This window comes from Actinophytocola sp. (assembly GCF_035634895.1).
Lineage (GTDB): Bacteria > Actinomycetota > Actinomycetes > Mycobacteriales > Pseudonocardiaceae > Actinophytocola.
In genome coordinates this window covers 1-16,304 of record NZ_DASQCC010000215.1, presented here as the reverse complement: position 1 = coordinate 16,304, position 16,304 = coordinate 1, and the positions used below count along the sequence as shown (strand labels likewise).

At 71.0% G+C, this 16,304-nt stretch carries 10 protein-coding genes; 6 read left to right on the top strand and 4 right to left on the bottom strand.

Annotated elements, in window-relative coordinates:
- The 3 genes from kdpB to VET29_RS33025 form a co-directional block, all read left to right on the top strand.
- A partial coding sequence (kdpB, locus tag VET29_RS33035; RefSeq protein ID WP_324928059.1) for a potassium-transporting ATPase subunit KdpB occupies nt 1-1,813 on the top strand: 1,813 nt, incomplete at its 5' end.
- A gap of 4 nt (nt 1,814-1,817) precedes the next feature.
- Nucleotides 1,818-2,453 carry a potassium-transporting ATPase subunit C gene (locus tag VET29_RS33030; protein WP_324928056.1) on the top strand — a complete coding sequence of 212 codons (636 nt, stop codon included), beginning with the start codon at nt 1,818-1,820 and terminating at the stop codon, nt 2,451-2,453.
- A complete protein-coding gene (locus VET29_RS33025; protein WP_324928055.1) occupies nt 2,450-4,990 on the top strand; it encodes a sensor histidine kinase KdpD in 2,541 nt (846 codons plus the stop codon). Before VET29_RS33030 ends, VET29_RS33025 begins: the two co-directional genes overlap by 4 nt.
- Before the next feature lie 85 nt (nt 4,991-5,075).
- On the opposite strand, the gene VET29_RS33020 is transcribed toward VET29_RS33025, so the two are convergent.
- Entirely contained in the window at nt 5,076-6,125 is a 1,050-nt protein-coding gene (locus tag VET29_RS33020) for a M48 family metallopeptidase (protein WP_324928052.1), read from the bottom strand.
- Between the two features lie 236 nt (nt 6,126-6,361).
- Between VET29_RS33020 and VET29_RS33015 the strand changes: the two genes are divergently transcribed.
- Entirely contained in the window at nt 6,362-8,959 is a 2,598-nt protein-coding gene (locus VET29_RS33015; RefSeq protein ID WP_324928050.1) for a glycoside hydrolase family 97 catalytic domain-containing protein, read from the top strand.
- Nucleotides 8,960-9,032: 73 nt separating this feature from the next.
- On the opposite strand, the gene VET29_RS33010 is transcribed toward VET29_RS33015, so the two are convergent.
- Entirely contained in the window at nt 9,033-9,527 is a 495-nt protein-coding gene (locus VET29_RS33010) for a MarR family transcriptional regulator (protein WP_324928048.1), read from the bottom strand.
- Between the two features lie 69 nt (nt 9,528-9,596).
- On the opposite strand from VET29_RS33010, the gene VET29_RS33005 reads away from it, so the two are divergent.
- Nucleotides 9,597-10,442 (top strand): alpha/beta hydrolase, encoded by an 846-nt coding sequence (locus VET29_RS33005; protein WP_324928046.1) that lies wholly within the window; start codon nt 9,597-9,599, stop codon nt 10,440-10,442.
- A 52-nt stretch (nt 10,443-10,494) separates the two neighbouring features.
- A complete protein-coding gene (locus tag VET29_RS33000; RefSeq protein ID WP_324928044.1) occupies nt 10,495-11,052 on the top strand; it encodes a phosphoribosyltransferase family protein in 558 nt (185 codons plus the stop codon).
- A 125-nt stretch (nt 11,053-11,177) separates the two neighbouring features.
- Here VET29_RS33000 and VET29_RS44220 read toward each other — a convergent pair whose 3' ends face one another.
- Together VET29_RS44220 and VET29_RS32985 are read right to left on the bottom strand one after the other, a co-directional pair.
- Nucleotides 11,178-14,219: a discoidin domain-containing protein gene (locus VET29_RS44220; RefSeq protein WP_414636681.1), complete on the bottom strand. Its 3,042-nt coding sequence runs from the start codon at nt 14,217-14,219 to the stop codon at nt 11,178-11,180.
- A gap of 34 nt (nt 14,220-14,253) precedes the next feature.
- On the bottom strand, nt 14,254-15,996 hold the full coding sequence (locus tag VET29_RS32985) for a discoidin domain-containing protein (RefSeq protein ID WP_324928042.1): 1,743 nt from the start codon (nt 15,994-15,996) through the stop codon (nt 14,254-14,256).
- Between the last annotated feature and the right edge of the window lie 308 nt (nt 15,997-16,304).

The following is a 16,304-nucleotide window of genomic DNA, read 5'->3' as shown; positions in this document are numbered from 1 at the left end:
GTTCGCGAACCTGGCCGAGGCGGTCGCCGAGGGCCGGGGCAAGGCGCAGGCGGAGACCCTGCGGCGCACCAAGAAGGAGACCGTCGCGCGCCGGCTCACCGAGGACGGTGCCGAGGAGTCCGTCCCTGGCGTGGAACTGCGTGTCGGCGACCTCGTGGTGGTCGAGGCGGGCCAGGTCGTCCCCGGCGACGGCGAGGTGGTCGAGGGCATCGCGACGGTCGACGAGTCGGCGATCACCGGCGAGTCCGCGCCCGTGATCCGCGAGTCCGGCGGCGACTTCACGTCGGTCACCGGCGGCACGACGGTGCTGTCGGACCGGATCGTCGTGAAGATCACCACCAGGCCCGGTGAGTCCTTCGTGGACCGGATGATCGCGTTGGTGGAGGGCGCGCAGCGGCAGAAGACGCCGAACGAGATCGCGCTGACGATCCTGCTGTCCACGCTGACGATCATCTTCCTGCTCGCGGTCCTGTCGCTGCAGCCGGTCGCCGGCTACTCCGGCAGCCTGCAGTCGGTGATCGTGCTGACCGCGTTGCTGGTCTGCCTCATCCCGACCACGATCGGCGCGCTGCTGTCCGCGATCGGCATCGCCGGCATGGACCGCCTCGTCCAGCGGAACGTGCTGGCGACGTCCGGGCGCGCGGTCGAGGCGGCCGGGGACGTGTCGACGCTCCTGCTGGACAAGACGGGCACCATCACCTTCGGCAACCGGCAGGCGACGGAGCTGATCCCGACCGGCGGGGCCACGGTGGCGCGGCTCGCGGCGGCGGCGCGGCTGTCCAGCCTGGCCGACACCACGCCGGAGGGCCGCAGCATCGTGGACCTGGTGGCACGCGACCACGGGCTCGCGACCGAGGCGAGCGAGGAGGAGCGGGCCGGCGAGTTCGTGCCCTTCACCGCCCAGACCCGGATGTCGGGCATCGACCTGGGTGGCCGGGAGATCCGCAAGGGCGCGGCGAGCGCGGTCCGGGAGTGGGTCGCCGAGCGGGGCGGCCAGGCGCCGGCCGAGGTCGCCGAGGCGGTCGACCGGATCAGCGCCGAGGGCGGCACACCGCTGGTGGTGGCCGAGGACGAGCGGGTGCTCGGTGTCATCCGCCTGTCTGACGTGGTCAAGCCGGCCATGAAGGAGCGGTTCGCCGAGCTGCGCAGGATGGGCATCCGCACGGTGATGATCACGGGCGACAACCCGTTGACCGCCAGGGCCATCGCCGCGGAGTCCGGAGTGGACGACTACCTCGCCGAGGCCAGGCCGGAGGACAAGATGGCCCTGATCCGCAAGGAGCAGGAGGGCGGCCGGCTCGTCGCTATGACCGGCGACGGCACCAACGACGCGCCGGCGCTGGCCCAGTCGGACGTCGGCGTGGCGATGAACTCCGGGACCATGGCGGCCAAGGAGGCCGGCAACATGGTCGACCTCGACTCGGACCCGACGAAGCTGATCGAGATCGTGGAGATCGGCAAGCAGCTGCTGATCACCCGGGGTGCCCTGACGACCTTCAGCGTGGCCAACGACCTCGCGAAGTACTTCGCGATCCTGCCAGCCATGTTCGCGGGCATCTTCCCGCAGCTGGACAGGCTGAACATCATGCACCTGCACTCACCGAGCTCGGCGATCCTGTCCGCGGTGATCTTCAACGCGCTGATCATCGTGGTGCTGATCCCGTTGGCCCTGCGTGGTGTGCGGTACCGCCCGTCCACCGCATCGGCGCTGCTGCGGCGAAACCTGTTGGTCTACGGGGTCGGCGGCATCGTCACGCCGTTCATCGGCATCTGGCTCGTCGACCTGCTCATCCGACTCGTCCCTGGAATGTGATCGTATGAACTCGCTGGCCAAGCAGACACTGGCCGGGCTGCGGATCCTGCTCGTGCTGACCGTACTGACCGGAGTCCTCTACCCGCTGGGCGTGTGGGTGGTGAGCCGGCTCCCCGGGCTACAGGCCAACGCCGAGGGCTCGGTCGTCAACGTGAACGGGCGGACGGTCGGCTCGGACCTGATCGGCATCGACCCGGTGGCCAAGGATCCCAGCCACGACCCGTACTTCCACACCCGGCCGTCCGCCGTCGCCCAGGACCTCGACGGTGACGGCTCGGCCGACCAGCTCGGCCCGGCCGACGCGTCCACCTCGATGGGCTCGAACAAGGGCGGGTTCGACCCGGACCTGGTCGCGACCATCAAGGCACGCAAGGAGATCATCGCCAAACGGGAGGGCGTCGACGAGTCCCGGGTGCCGGCCGACGCGGTCACCGCGTCCGGATCCGGCCTGGACCCGGACATCAGCGCTGCCTACGCTGACCTCCAGATCCCCAGGGTCGCAAGGGAGAACGGGCTGTCCGAGGAGCAGGTCCGCCGGCTCGTCGACGAGAGCACCGACGGCCGCGGCCTCGGCTTCCTCGGCGACCCGGGCGTGAACGTGCTGAAGCTCAACATCGCCGTCCAGGCGGCCCGGCGGTGACCTCCGCCGACGGGGCGGCGCTCAGGAAGAGAGGCGAGCTGCGGATCTACCTGGGCGCCGCCCCCGGGGTCGGCAAGACCTACGCGATGCTCGGCGAGGCCCATCGCCGCGCCGAGCGTGGCACGGACGTCGTCATCGGTCTGGTCGAGACGCACGGCCGGGAGAAGACCGCACGGCTGATCGGCGACCTGGAAGTGTTGCCCCTCAAGCGGATGACCTACCGGGACCACGAGCTCACCGAGATGGACCTCGACGCGCTGCTGACCCGCAGGCCCGAGGTCGCCGTCGTCGACGAGCTCGCGCACACCAACGTCCCCGGCTCCCGCAACGCCAAGCGCTGGGCGGACATCGACGAGCTGCTCGACGCCGGCATCGACGTGCTGTCCACGGTGAACATCCAGCACCTGGAGAGCCTCAACGACGTCGTCGAGAAGATCACCGGGGCACACCAGCACGAGACCGTCCCGGACGACGTGGTCCGCCGCGCCGAGCAGCTCGAGCTCGTCGACCTCACCCCGGAGGCGCTCCGCAGACGCCTCGCCCACGGCAACGTCTACCCCGCGCACCGGATCGACGCCGCCCTGGCCAACTACTTCCGGCCCGGCAACCTCACCGCGCTACGTGAGCTGGCGCTGCTGTGGGTGGCGGACCAGGTCGACGTCGCGCTCCAGCGCTACCGCAGCGAGCAGGAGATCACCGACACCTGGGAGGCCCGCGAACGCGTCGTCGTGGCCATCACCGGCGGGCCGGAGAGCGAGACCCTCATCCGCCGCGCCAGCCGCATCGCGACCAGGGTCGGGGCCGAGCTGATGGTGCTGACCGTGCTCCGCGGCGACGGCCTCGCCGGCGTCGACCCGGTGATCATCGGCCGGCTCCGCAGGCTCGCCGACGACGTCGGCGCCACGTTCCACACCGTCGTCGGCGACGACGTGCCGGCCGCGCTGCTCGACTTCGCCCGCGGCGCCAACGCCACCCAGCTCGTGCTCGGCACCTCCCGCCGCACCCGGCTCGCGCGGTTGTTCGACGAGGGCATCGGCGCCGCGGTCCTGCGGCGGTCCGGCCCGATCGACGTGCACATGGTCACCCACGACGAGTCCGATCCCGGGCTGTTGCCGCGCATGCGCCGGGCGGCCCCTCGCTCGCCGGCCCGGTCGCGGGGCTGGGTGCTCGCCGTCGCCGCACCCGCGCTGATGACGCTGGCCGGCGTGGTCCTGCGCGACCGGCTCAGCCTGTCCACGGAGGTGGTCGGCTACTTCCTGGTCACCGTGCTCGTCGGGCTGTTCGGCCTCGGGCCGGCGCTGGTGACCGCGTTCCTGAGCGCGGGCCTGCTCAACTACTTCTTCAGCCCGCCCCTGTACACCCTCGCCGTCCATGATCCGGAGAACATCGTCACGCTCGTGGCCATGGTGATCGTCGGCACCGTCGTGGCGGTCGTCGTCGACCGGGCCAGCCGCCGCGCCGAGCAGGCCGCGCACGCGCGGACCGAGGCCGCGCTGCTGGCGTCCTACGCCCGTACGGTCCTCAGCCACGACGAGCCGCTGAAACGGTTGCTGGAGAAGGTGCGGGAGAACTTCGGCCAGAGCTCCGTCGCGCTGCTGGAGAAGCAGGAGGGGGTGTGGCGGCAGATCGCGTGTGCCGGCCCGGGCGGCTGCGCCGAGCCGGACGAGGCCGACGTGGACGTCCCGGTCACCGCCGAGGTGCATCTGGCGCTGCGCGGCCGAACCCTGCCCGCGACCGACCGGCGGGTGCTGGAGGCCGCGGCCGGACAGGCGTTGCTCGCGTTGCGGCAGCAGCGAGCCGCCGCCGAGACCGCCGAGGCCCGGCGTCACGCGGAGACCACGCAGCTGCGCACGGCGCTGCTGTCCGCGGTCGGGCACGACCTGCGTACGCCGCTGACGTCGATCAAGGCCGCGATCGGCAGCCTTCGCGCACCCGACCTTCGACTGTCCACAGAGGACGAGTGGGAACTGCTGGCCACCGTCGAGGAGTCCACCGACCGGCTCACCGGCCTTGTCGGCAACCTGCTGGACTCCTCCCGGCTGGCCACCGGCGCCGTCGAGCCCCAGCTGCGGCCGGTGACCTACGACGAGATCGTCGCCCGCGCGCTGACCGGCCTCGACACCGCGGGGGTCGTGGTCGACGTGGCCGAGCAGCTGCCGGCCGTCACCGCCGATCCCGGGCTGCTCGAACGCGTCGTCGCGAACATCGTCGACAACGCGTTGCGGCACGGCGTCCTCGACCCGGTGGCGGCCGGCGGCGACGAGCCGGCGGTCGCGGTCCGGGCCAGCACGCACGGCGAGCGGGTCGAGCTGCGGATCGTCGACCACGGCAGGGGCCTGCCACGGCGTGCCGCGATCTTCACGCCGTTCCAGCGGCTCGGCGACCGGGACGCCGGCGGCCTCGGCCTGGGACTGTCCGTCGCAAAGGGATTCGTCGACGCGATGGGCGGCACGATCGCCACCGAGGACACCCCCGGCGGCGGTCTCACCGTCGTGATCTCCCTGCCCGTCGCCGCGAACCTCGTCGAGGCACCGTGACGCGGCCGGCCTTTCGCGGATGACGGTTCCCGGAGAACAGGCCGGCCCGGGCGCCGCCGCCCGGGCCAAACCTGAGGGGAGAACTCTACTCCGCGCCGTTCGGCGGTTCCTGCTGGCCGGGCCGGCGGAAACCGCTGAACACCTTGTCCGCCACGCCGGAGATCGCGCCGCCCACGTCGCTGAACACCTTGACCAGTGGGTCGGTCGAGTTGCTCCACGCGTCCTTGTACGACTTGGCGGCACCCTTGACGTCCTCGCCGAGCGGATTGTGCTCGTCCTCGGCGTCGCGGCGCCGGTACTCGCCGGCCAGGATCGCCCGGTACTCCTCGGAGGCGGCCCAGCGCTGGAGCTGCGAGGCCCGCACGACCGAGAACGGATGCGTCTGGCCCTCCACCGCGAGCAGCTTGATCACGCTGTCGCGGATGTCCTCGATCTCCTCGTACTCCTTGGCCTGCGCCAGGAACGACGGGATGTCGATCTGCGTGAGGTCGGTCGCGCCGGCCATGTACAGGTGCGCGCGCAGCGCCGCCTGCGGGTCCTGGCCCGCCAGCAGCCCGGCCCGGTCGCAGCTCAGCTCGGACTTGCGTTGCCACTCGTGCAGCGCCGCGATCACGGCCCGCAGGCCGATCACGCCCAGCGGAACCCACGCGACCGACCGCTGCAGCCGCGACAGCCGGTCCAGCAGCGTGAGCAGGACGGCATGCCCGGACAGCACGTGCCCCAGTTCGTGGCCGATCACGAACCGCAGCGCGTCGGTGTCCAGCGCCTCCACCAGCCCGGTGGACAGCACGATGAACGGCTCGTCGATGCCGCGTGTCCTCGCCACCGCGTCGGGGTCGCGGGCCACGTAGATGTTGGGCACCCGCGGCAGGTCCAGCACCTCGGCGCACTCGTTGCGCAGCTGGTCCAGCACCGGGTACTGCGACGGGCCCACCCGCACGTGCGACGCCACGGCCATCAGCCGCTCGGCCCGTTCGTTGAACAGCGAGTTCAACGCCTTGAGCACGTCCGCGACGCCCGGGACGCTGCGTAGGGTCGCCATCGCGCCCTTGTCGGCCGGATGTTCGTACGCCCGCGGGCTGATGCCCGGGAACCGCACGCGCTGGGCCCCCTGTTGAACGTCGGATTCGGTCACTGTTCCCCTCCCTGTGGTTACGGCCCAAGCTACGCGTGGTCACCCTGCGAAAGTGGTGCTCAGGCGGCATATCCGGTGGATCTCAGGGTTCTCCCTGAGCGCGGGTCGGGGATCGGACTTGTGCACCATTCAGACCAACTTTCGACTGAGATTTGCGAAAGTCTTGTCTCGATAGGACAGGTCCGGTACTTCTTGAACAGGACCGCACAGAAGTTCACACACCGGAGTGGGTGCCGATGTCGTCACGTCTCGCGCTTGCTGTTCTGGCCAGCGCCGGCCTGCTCGTCGGCGTCCCGTCGGTCGCGGCCGCCGCGCCGCCGACCCACTGGGTCGTCGCCGGCCCGGAGCTGGCCGCCGACGTGCGCCTCGGGCCGGACGGCGGGCTGACGCTCGCGGTCGCCCGCGGCGGCCGGGAGGTGCTCGCGCCCGCCCCGCTCGGCCTGTACACGGAGGACGCCGACCTCTCCCGCGGGCTGCGTTTCGCCGGGTCCAGGAGCCGGACCGTCGTCGAGCACTACACGATGACCACCGGCAAGCGCCGGGACCGGACGGCCAGGATGACCGAGCGGCGCCTGTCCTTCGCGGGTGACGGGGGAGCGCGGCTGGACGTGGTGGTGCGGGTCGCGCCCGACGGGGTCGCCTACCGCTACGAGCTGCCCGCGGCGGCCGTGATCACCGGCGAGGCGTCGGCGTTCACGCTGCCGGCCGGCGCGCCGGCCTGGCTGCTGCCCTACAACGCCTGGTACGAGGCCAACCGCGTCGCGACCACCGCGGGTGGCGCCGCGGCAGGCGACTTCGGCAACCCCTCGCTCTTCCAGGTCGGCGACACGTTCGCGCTGCTCACCGAGTCCGATGTGGATGGACGGTACTCGGGCAGCCGGCTGCGCCACGACGCCGGCACCGCCACCTACCGGGTGGCGCTCGCCGACGAGCGGGTCACCGCCCGGGGCACCCCGTGGCGCACCGCGATCATCGGCGACCTCGGCCGGGTCACCGAGTCCACGCTCGTCGACGACCTCGCGTCGCCGGCCCGGTTCGCGGACACGTCGTGGGTCCACACCGGCAAGGTCGCGTGGTCGTGGCTGTCGGAGCACGCGAGCCCGTCGGACTTCGAGCGGCAGAAGGACTTCGTGGACTTCGCGGCCCGTAACGGCTGGTCCGCCGTGCTGGTCGACGAGGGCTGGAGCGCGGACTGGGTGCCGGCGCTCGTCCGCTACGCGCGGGCCCGCGGTGTCGAGGTGATCCTCTGGTTCCACTGGACCCGCTTCGACACCGAGGAGGAGCGGAACACGTTGCTGCCGCTGGTGAAGAGCTGGGGCGTGCGCGGCGTGAAGATCGACTTCATGGAGTCCGACACGCAGGCGCGGTACCAGTGGTACGACCAGGTGCTCGCGAAGACCGCGCGACTGCACCTGATGGTGAACTTCCACGGGTCGACGATTCCGCACGGGCTCGCACGCACGTGGCCGCACCTGATGTCCATGGAGGCCGTGCGCGGCGCGGAGAACAGCCCGCCCGCGGCGAACAACCCGGTGCAGGCGTTCACACGCAACGTCGTCGGGTCGATGGACTACACCCCGGTCTCGCTCGACGTGGGCACCCACGAGGCGACCGTCGCACACGAGCTCGCCCTGCCGGTGGTGTACGAGTCCGGCTGGACCCACCTCGCGGACAAGCCGGAGGCCTACGAGCATTACCCGCAGGCACTGCGGTTCCTCGACCAGGTGCCGGCCGGCTGGGACGAGACCCGTTACGTGGCGGGGCATCCGAGCAACGGCGCGGTGCTGGCGAGGCGCTCGGGCCCCCGCTGGTTCCTCGGCGCCGTCTCGGCGGGACCCGCCCGCACGGTGACCGCGCCGCTGCGGTTCCTGGGCGGCGGCACGTGGACGCTGGAGTTGGTTCGGGACAACACCTCCGGCGAACGCGGCGACGTCGTGTGGTCGCGTCGGCGGGTGCGGTCGGGCGACACGCTGTCGGTCGACGTGCCGGCCAACGGCGGCTTCGCGGCGATCCTGTGTCGTGGCAACGACTGTGCGCGGCCGACGCCCGTGGTGCCCACGTCGTCGGTGTCGGTGACGCCGACCACGCTGGACGCCGCACCGGGCTCGACGTTCGAGGTGACCGGCACGTTCACGGTCTCGTCGGGCACCGCGCGGGACGTCCGCCTCACCGCGGCCGCGCCGGCCGGCTGGACGGTGCGTGGCCCGGTCGTCACCCGGACCCGGGTCGGCGCGGGTGAGTCGATCACCGGCCGCTGGACCGTCCAGGTAGGACAGTCGAAGGGGTACGTGGACGTGCCGGTGTTCGCCGAGTTCCGTGCGCCGTCCGGGTTGTGGTCGCGGCGGGTGCATGTGGAGGAGGCGACGCGGGTGTTCGTGCCGCCGCCTCCACTGACCGGGACGCCGTACCTGAGCGACCTCGACTTCGTGAGCGAGACCAACGGCTGGGGCCCGGTGGAACGGGACAGTTCGGTTGGCGAGTCCGACGCGGGCGACGGCAACCCGCTGACGCTCGGCGGTGTGACGTACGAGAAGGGCCTGGGCACCCACGCGGCCGCGGAGATCCAGATCTACCTCGGCGGGCGATGCACGTCGCTGACGGCCCAGGTCGGCGTGGACGACGAGGTCACACAGCCCGGCTCGGTCACCTTCCAGGTACTGGCCGACGACACGGTGACGTTCGACAGCGGCGTGGTCCGGTCCGGTTCCACGGTGCCGCTCACTGCGGACGTGACCGGCGCCCGCATGCTCACGCTACGAGTGACCGATGCGGGCGACGGCAAGAACTTCGACCACGCCGACTGGGCCGACGCCCGCCTCGCCTGCGGTTCATGAGCGGGTCAGGAGTGCCCGTACCTCGACGCCGTCGTGGGTGAGGACCGCCGGGGGCGATGGTGCCGGCGGAATCTCAACCCGCACCGGCCGGGGCGCCGCCGGGGCCATGGGCCGTTCCTGACCGCGCGCGGGCGATGGCTTCGGGTGCGAGGTGTTCGGCCAGTGTCTCCAGGGCGGTGGTGATCTCGGCTATCCGGGGTGGATCGTCGGTACCGAGTGCCGCCTCGAGGGTGGCGGTGATCGGGGTGCTGCGTATTCGCGCCACTCGTTCGGAGATCCGGCGCGCCGGCCGAACGAGGAGGCGGCGACGGTCGGCGGGATCGGTGGTCGTCTCGATGGCACCCCCTTCGCGCAACCGGGCGACACAGGCCGACACCTTGCTCTGCGCGAAGCTCGTTCGCTCGGCGATGTCGCCGACGGAGCTGTTCGGATGTTCGAGGATGTCGCTGGCCACGATCAGGACAGCTCGGTTGCTGGTGGAGTACTGGGGGAGTCCTTCGGTCGGGATGGCCTGCTCACCGAGCTTCATCAGCGTGCGTCCCAGTAGGAACAACTCGACTCCGTTCATCTCGCCAGCATACATCCGTTCAGATGCATCCATTTAGATACATCTGTATGGATGCATTATGCTGGCGACATGTCCGACGACACGACCGGCGTGCTGCCGGTGCGGGGAACCCGTCTGTACTACGAGATTCGTGGGGCAGGGCCGCCCCTGCTGATCCTGCCGGGTGGCGACGGTGACGCCGGCCGGTCCCGCGACCTGGTCGACCAGCTCACCGACACCTACACAGTGATCACCTACGACCGTCGTGGCTTGTCCCGCAGCACCATGGACGATCCGGCGCGGCCCGCGACCCTCGACACGCACGCCGACGACGCCCACCTGCTGTTGGCCGAGGTCGCCGACGAGCCTGCGAGGGTCCTCGGCTCCAGCTTCGGTGGACACATCGGGCTGGTCCTCACCGCCCGGCACCCCGAACAGGTACACACCCTCGTCGCCCACGAGCCCGGTACGCCCGTGCTGCTCCCCGGCCCGGAGCGCACGGCGATGGAGCGGGCGATCAGCGATCTCGTGGAGATCCACCGCGAGCAGGGCATCGCCTCGGCCATGTCGGCGCTGGCCGCACTCGTGGGTCTCGACCTCGCCGCCATGGTCACCGAGCCCGGCCTCACCCCACCGCACGAGTCACCCGAACAGCGGGCCGCCAATCTCGATTTCCTGCTTGGCAACGACATGCCCGCCCTACTGCACTGCACGATGACCATCGACGACATCGTCGCGGTGCGAACCGGACCCGCTCGTGGCGTGGCCGCCGCCGGCCGTGTCACGCCACGAGCCGCCTTTCCCCGCCGCTGCGCGGCGGAGCTGGCCGTGCTCCTCGGCAGTGAGGTCGCGGAGTTCCCCGGTGGCCACAACGGCAACTCCACCCACCCGCGTGCGTTCGCCACCCGGCTCCGCGCTGTCCTCGCCACGACGTGAGTGGCCTACGGGGGTTTTGCCGGTTCCTCGAAAGCCAGCGCAGGGAGGCGTTATGCGGTCGGATCGGGCTTACCTGCGGGCACGGCTCCGAGAGACGTTCACCTGGCTCGGAGACCGCACCGACGAGCGCCACCACGCGGAGATCTCCGCGTGGTGGCGCGACCCTGGACTCCTGTCCGACATCGGTTCCTCGCTCGCAGACCTGTTCCGGGGACGCGGCGTCACGGCGGTACTGGGAGTCGAGGCACGCGGGTTCGTTCTCGGGCCGCTCGTGGCGGTCGGTCTGGGCGCCGGTTTCGTCGAGGTCCGAAAGGAACCGTCGGCGGCCAGCGACAGCGACCGCTGGATCCGGCGTGTCACCCCGCCCGACTACCGCGACAGGAACCTCACACTGGGGGTGAGGCGAGACCTCATCACCTCCGCGGACCAGGTCCTGCTCGTCGACGACTGGGTGGACACCGGGGGGCAGGCACTCGGTGCTCGCCGCATCGTCGACGAGGTCGGCGCCACCTGGGTCGGCACCGCCGTCATCGTCGACGCGCTCGAGAACAACGCCGTTCGCCGTGAGCTCGGGGTGAAGTCGCTCCTGCACCATCGCGACCTCCCGTGAGGTGCGCGTACTTGGCGCGGCTGACGAGCTGACCGTGACACGCTTTCGCCGGCACGGTCAACTCCCTCGGCGTCCGGCCCGATCTCCGCGGGGCCGGCCGCCACCCGGCCGGCCCCGCGGTTCACCTACCAGCCCTGGATACCCGCGCCGTACGGGTAGAGCGGGTTGCCGTAGTTGGTCGGTGGGCTCTGCCCGGCGTCGATCTTGGCGCGGATGTCCGCCCGCTGGGCGTCCGTGGCGCCGAGGTCGTACGGCAGGTCCCAGTGCTCCACCGCGTCTGCGGGCACGTCCGTCCCACCCGGTCGCAGCACCTGGTCAAGGCTCCTCGGCAGCTGCCAGGGCAGCTTGCCGCGTGGCGCGTAGTCGCCGAACAGCAACCCGGCCGCCGCCGGACCCATCTCCTCGCCCCCGCGGTAGGTGACCACGATGGCGTCGGCCAGTCCCTGCCACTCGGTGATCACGTACGGCCGTGGCAGCACCAGCAGCACGACCACCGGAATCCCCTGGTTGCGGAAGTTCTGGATCACCGCCAGCTGGTCCGCCGGCAGGTACGGCTGCTCCTTCACCCAGTTCGTCGCGTGGGTGTACGAACCCTCGCCGACGGCCACCACCGCCAGCTTCGGCGACGGCCCACTGTCCTGGTACACGTTCACGCCGGCGGTCGCGGCTCGGGTCCGGATCGCGTCCAGGATCGTCTGCGACCCGTACTCCTGGTGGAAGTAGCTGGTCCAGATGCAGCACGCGAGCCCGTCGGCCGCCCGCGGCCCGGCCACGACGATGTTGTCGCCGCGGTTGAGCCGCAGCGGCAGCACGCCGCTGTTCTTCAGCAACGTCATCGACTCCCGCGACGCCTGGTTCACCAGCGCCGTGTACGCCGGGGTGTGCTGCCGGTACGGGCCGTTCACCGGGTCGCCGTACGGGTTCTCGAACACACCCAGCTTGAACTTCAGCCGCAGCACCCGCCGGACCGCGTCGTCGATCCGGCTCGACGGCACCTGTCCGGTGAAGTCGGCCATCGAGAAGCCCGCTGCGCCCGGGTCCGCCCCGCCCATCACGTCGGAACCCGCGTTGGCCGCGCTGACCCACGCGCCCGAGGGCAGCCAGTCCGTCGTGATCAGGCCGGTGTAGCCCAGGTTCTGCCGCAGGTACGCGAGGATCGGCGCGCTGTTGCCCGCCCCGGGACCGCCCGGGTCCAGCAGCGAGCTGCCGGCGTAGCCGGGCATGATGTTGACCGCGCCGGCCTGCATCGCCGCCCGGAACGGGATCATGTGGTACTTGATGGTCACCGCGTCGTAGGTGATCAGCGCCTCGCCGCCGGCGCCCTCGCCCGGCCAGTGCTTCACCGTGGCGAGCACCGAGCCCGGGTTCAGCTCCGGTCCGCCCTGCAGCCCGGCCACGAGCGCGCGGACCTGTGCGGCGGCGACGTCGGCGTTCTCGCCGTTGCCCTCCTGGATGCGTGGGTACAGCACCTTCGTGCCGACCTCCGCGAGCGGCCCCAGCACGCCGCGGGTGCCGACCTCCAACTGCTCACGGCGCTGCATGTCGCCGAGCTGGTAGTCCAGCGCGTAGTCCTGACCGGCGGCCAGCGCGCTCTGCGTCGGGTAGGTGGTCTGGTAGCCGTGGATCGTGTCGCCGGCCGACACGAACGGGATGCCCAGCCGCGTGCCGGACGCCGTGAGCAGCGTGTTCTGCAGGTCCTGCGGCTGCGCGGGACCGAAGTGCCAGCCCGACCGCGGGAACGCCTGGGCGTTGTAGAACATCTGGTACGCCTTCTCCTCGAGCGTCATCCGCCCAAGCAGGTCGTTGACCCGGGTCTCGACCGGCAGGTGCCAGTCCTCGTACGGTTCGATCGCGCCGCTCTTGTTGAGGTCCCGGCTGCCGTTCACGATGTTCACGCCGTCGGCGACGGTCTCCAGCGTCGGGACGTACACGCTGAAGGTCCGGATGTTCGAGGTCGTGTTCGGTCCCACCGCGACCACGTACCACCGGTAGGTCCACCGGTCGGGCAGGTCCCAGGTCGGCGTGTAGCTCGTGCCGGTCGGCTCGGCCACCTTGGTGTAGAGGTCGATCAGGTTGGCGGACTGGGTGAAGTCGTAGTCCGTGCGGCTGATGTTGATCCACACCTCGTACCGGCTCGCCCCGCCCACGGCGGCCCAGGACAGCGCCGGCCGGCGCGTGTTGGTGACCATCGCGTTGTCGGCGGGGGCGTTGAGCGCGAACTGCCCGGTCGTGGTCGGCGGGCGTGTCGGCCGGGACAGCAGCGGCGGGGTCGAGCCCGAGGTGTCCACGGTGCCGAGGACGTCGAACTCCCACAGCGAGTACCCGTAGCCGGTGGCCCGCGCGGTGCCGTACAGCCGCACGTACCGGCCGGTGGCGTTGACCGCGAGGCTCTCCACGCCGCCGCGCCCGGTCGTCGTCGAGTAGACGGACGTCCAGTTGGTCGCGTCGTTCGACACCTCGATGCGGTAGCCCGTCGCGTACGCGGACTCCCAGTTGAGGTTCACACCGGTGATCGTCGCGGTGCCGCCGAGGTCGACCCGCAGCCACTGCGGGTCGCTGAACTCGCTCGACCAGCGGGTCGTGGTGCGGCCGTCCAACGCGGCGGCGGGCGCGTTGCCGCCCTCCCACGAGGACGCGGCCACCGGCTTGAACCGCGAGATGACCGCACCGGTGCCCCCGCCGCCGGTGGTCGTCGTGCGGACCGCCAGCTCCCACAACGAGTACCCGTAGCCGGTGGCGCGTGCGGTGCCGTTCACCCGGACGTAGCGGCCGGTGCCGGCCACGTCGAGGGTCTGGGTGCCGCCGGCGCCGGTGGTCGTCGAGTACACAGTGGACCATGCGTTGCCGTCGGCGGACGTCTGGACCTGGAAAGCGTTGGCGTAGGCGGCTTCCCAGGTCAACACGACCTGGCAGACGCTCATGGCGCTGCCGAGGTCGACCTGGATCCACTGTGGATCGCTGAAGGCACTCGACCAGCGGGTGCCGGCGTTGCCGTCCACCGCCGCCGAGGCCGGCGTGCCGGCGTTCTCGGTCGACGACGCGGTGGCCGGGCGGTTGAGGGCGGCGTTGGTGGTGCCGCAGGCGGCGGCGCTCGCCTGCTGGGCGGGGGCGGCGACGCAACAGCCCAGGATCAGGGCAGCGGCAAGCATCAGCCCACGTGTTCTCATGGGAGCTCCTAGCTTGTGGGAGAGCGGTTTTCGCTCACCAGCCGACGGCGACGAGCAGGTACTGCGGGTCTCCGTGCGAGACGAACGAGGACTGGCCGGCGACGTCGTCGTACGGGAAGCCGTAGGCCAGCTTGTTGATGGCGTGGTCGTGCCAGAACTTGGCGTAGTAGTTGGCCGGCGCGGCCGAGTAGTACCTCGACGGGTCCTGCCACTGCGACTGCGGCAGGTGCGCGGTGTGCCGGTTGAGCGCGGCGCACATGTCGGGGTTGCCGGCCATGCTGCCCGCGCAGCCGAAGATGTTGGACGTGGCCTCGTTGACGCCGACGGAGTTGGCGTAGGCGGTGAAGTAGTTGGCGTTGGACCCGCCGGCGCGGAAGCTCGGGTCGCTGCCCGGCGCGATGATCCGGTACGGCGCCTGGGTCTGCGCGAGCACGTCGAACTCCGGCGGCACCGCGTCGACGAACTTCTGGAACGTCACCGACCGGTCCTCGGCGAAGGTCGCCTGGTCCTCGCCGACCTGCACGTCGGAGCCGTCATGCGCGTGCAGCCGCATGGCGAGCTTGAGCCCGAACGCGTCCACCCGCGTCGTGTTGCCGTTGAAGACGTCCGGGCCGACGGTGAACTCGATGAAGTCGTAGTACTGGCTGCTGGGGGAGCCGAGGTAGAAGTACATGCGGCCCGCGGAGTTCGCCGGCATGTCGAGGTAGGGCTGCTCGGCGATCGAGTGCACCTGGCCGTTGAAGCTCCAGTACACCTGGCTGTCCGGGTAGTGGCCGTTGGTGCGGTTGAGGATCTTGACCGTCAGCACGTTCTGGGCCGGTGGGATCGTGCTGGTGTCGCCCCAGAACTGGTCGGGCGGGTTGGTGCTGCCGCCGCCCGTGCCGAACACGCCGAGCTCCCAGAGCGAGTAGCCGTACGGGGTGGCCCTGGCGGTGCCGTAGACACGCAGGTAGCGGCCGGTGCCGGTGACGTTGAGGGTCTGGTTGCCGCCCGTGCTCGTCGTGGTGGAGTAGATCGTGGTCCAGGCGTTGCCGTCGGCCGAGGTCTGGACCTGGTAGGCGCTGGCGTAGGCGGCTTCCCAGCTGAGGGTCACCTGGCAGATGGTGGCGTTCCCGCCGAGGTCGACCTGGATCCACTGCGGGTCGCTGAAGGTGCTGGACCAGCGGGTGGCGGTGTTGCCGTCGACGGCGGCACTGGCCGGGCTGGCGCCGTTCTCGGCCGACGACGCGGTGGCCGGGTGGTTCAGGGCGAGGTTGCCGCCCGTGCACGCGGTGGTGTCGAACGTGCCGAACACCTGGAACTCCCAGAGGGAGTAACCGTAGGCGGTGCCGCGTGCCGTGCCGTACATGCGGACGTAGCGGCCGGAGCCGGTGACGTTGAGGGTCTGGGTGCCGCCGGTGGCCGTCGTGGTGGAGTAGACGGTGGTCCAGGCGTTGCCGTCGTTGGAGGTCTGGAGCTGGAAGGCCCTGGCGTAGGCCGCCTCCCAGCTGAGGGTCACCTGGTTGACGGTGGCGTGCGCGCCGAGGTCGACGCGTAGCCACTGGGGGTCGGCGAACGCGCTGGACCAGCGGGTGGCGGTGTTGCCGTCGACGGCCGCGCCGGCTGAGGTCTCGGCGTTCTCGCTGGTGGACGCCGTGGCGGTCTTCCCCTGCGAGAGCAGGGAAGGCGCGGCGGCGGCGGTGGTCGACGCGGCGGTGACGACACCGCCGGCGAGCAGAACCGCGGCCACCACGGCGACAAGACCACGGCGCACGAGCGAAGGAGGACACAAGCTCATGGCTATCTCCTTTGACAGCGGAGCTCCCCGGCGAGGGCAGGGGTATCGGGGAGAGCGCTCTCCAAGAGAGTCCCGGCTCCACGCGCGCCTGTCAACCCAAGACCCCGAACCCACACAACTCCCACCCCCACCCACCCCGCGAGTTCCGCGAGTCCCGCGTTCACCCATAGCGAGTCCCGCGTTCACGCACACCGAGTTGCGGTTTCGTGCAGACCCTTCCCCACGCCGCGGCCCTCGCCCAGGGTCGGTGCGCACGAAACCGCAGCTCATGGTGTTCGAACGCGGGACTCGGCATGTCTGAACGCGGG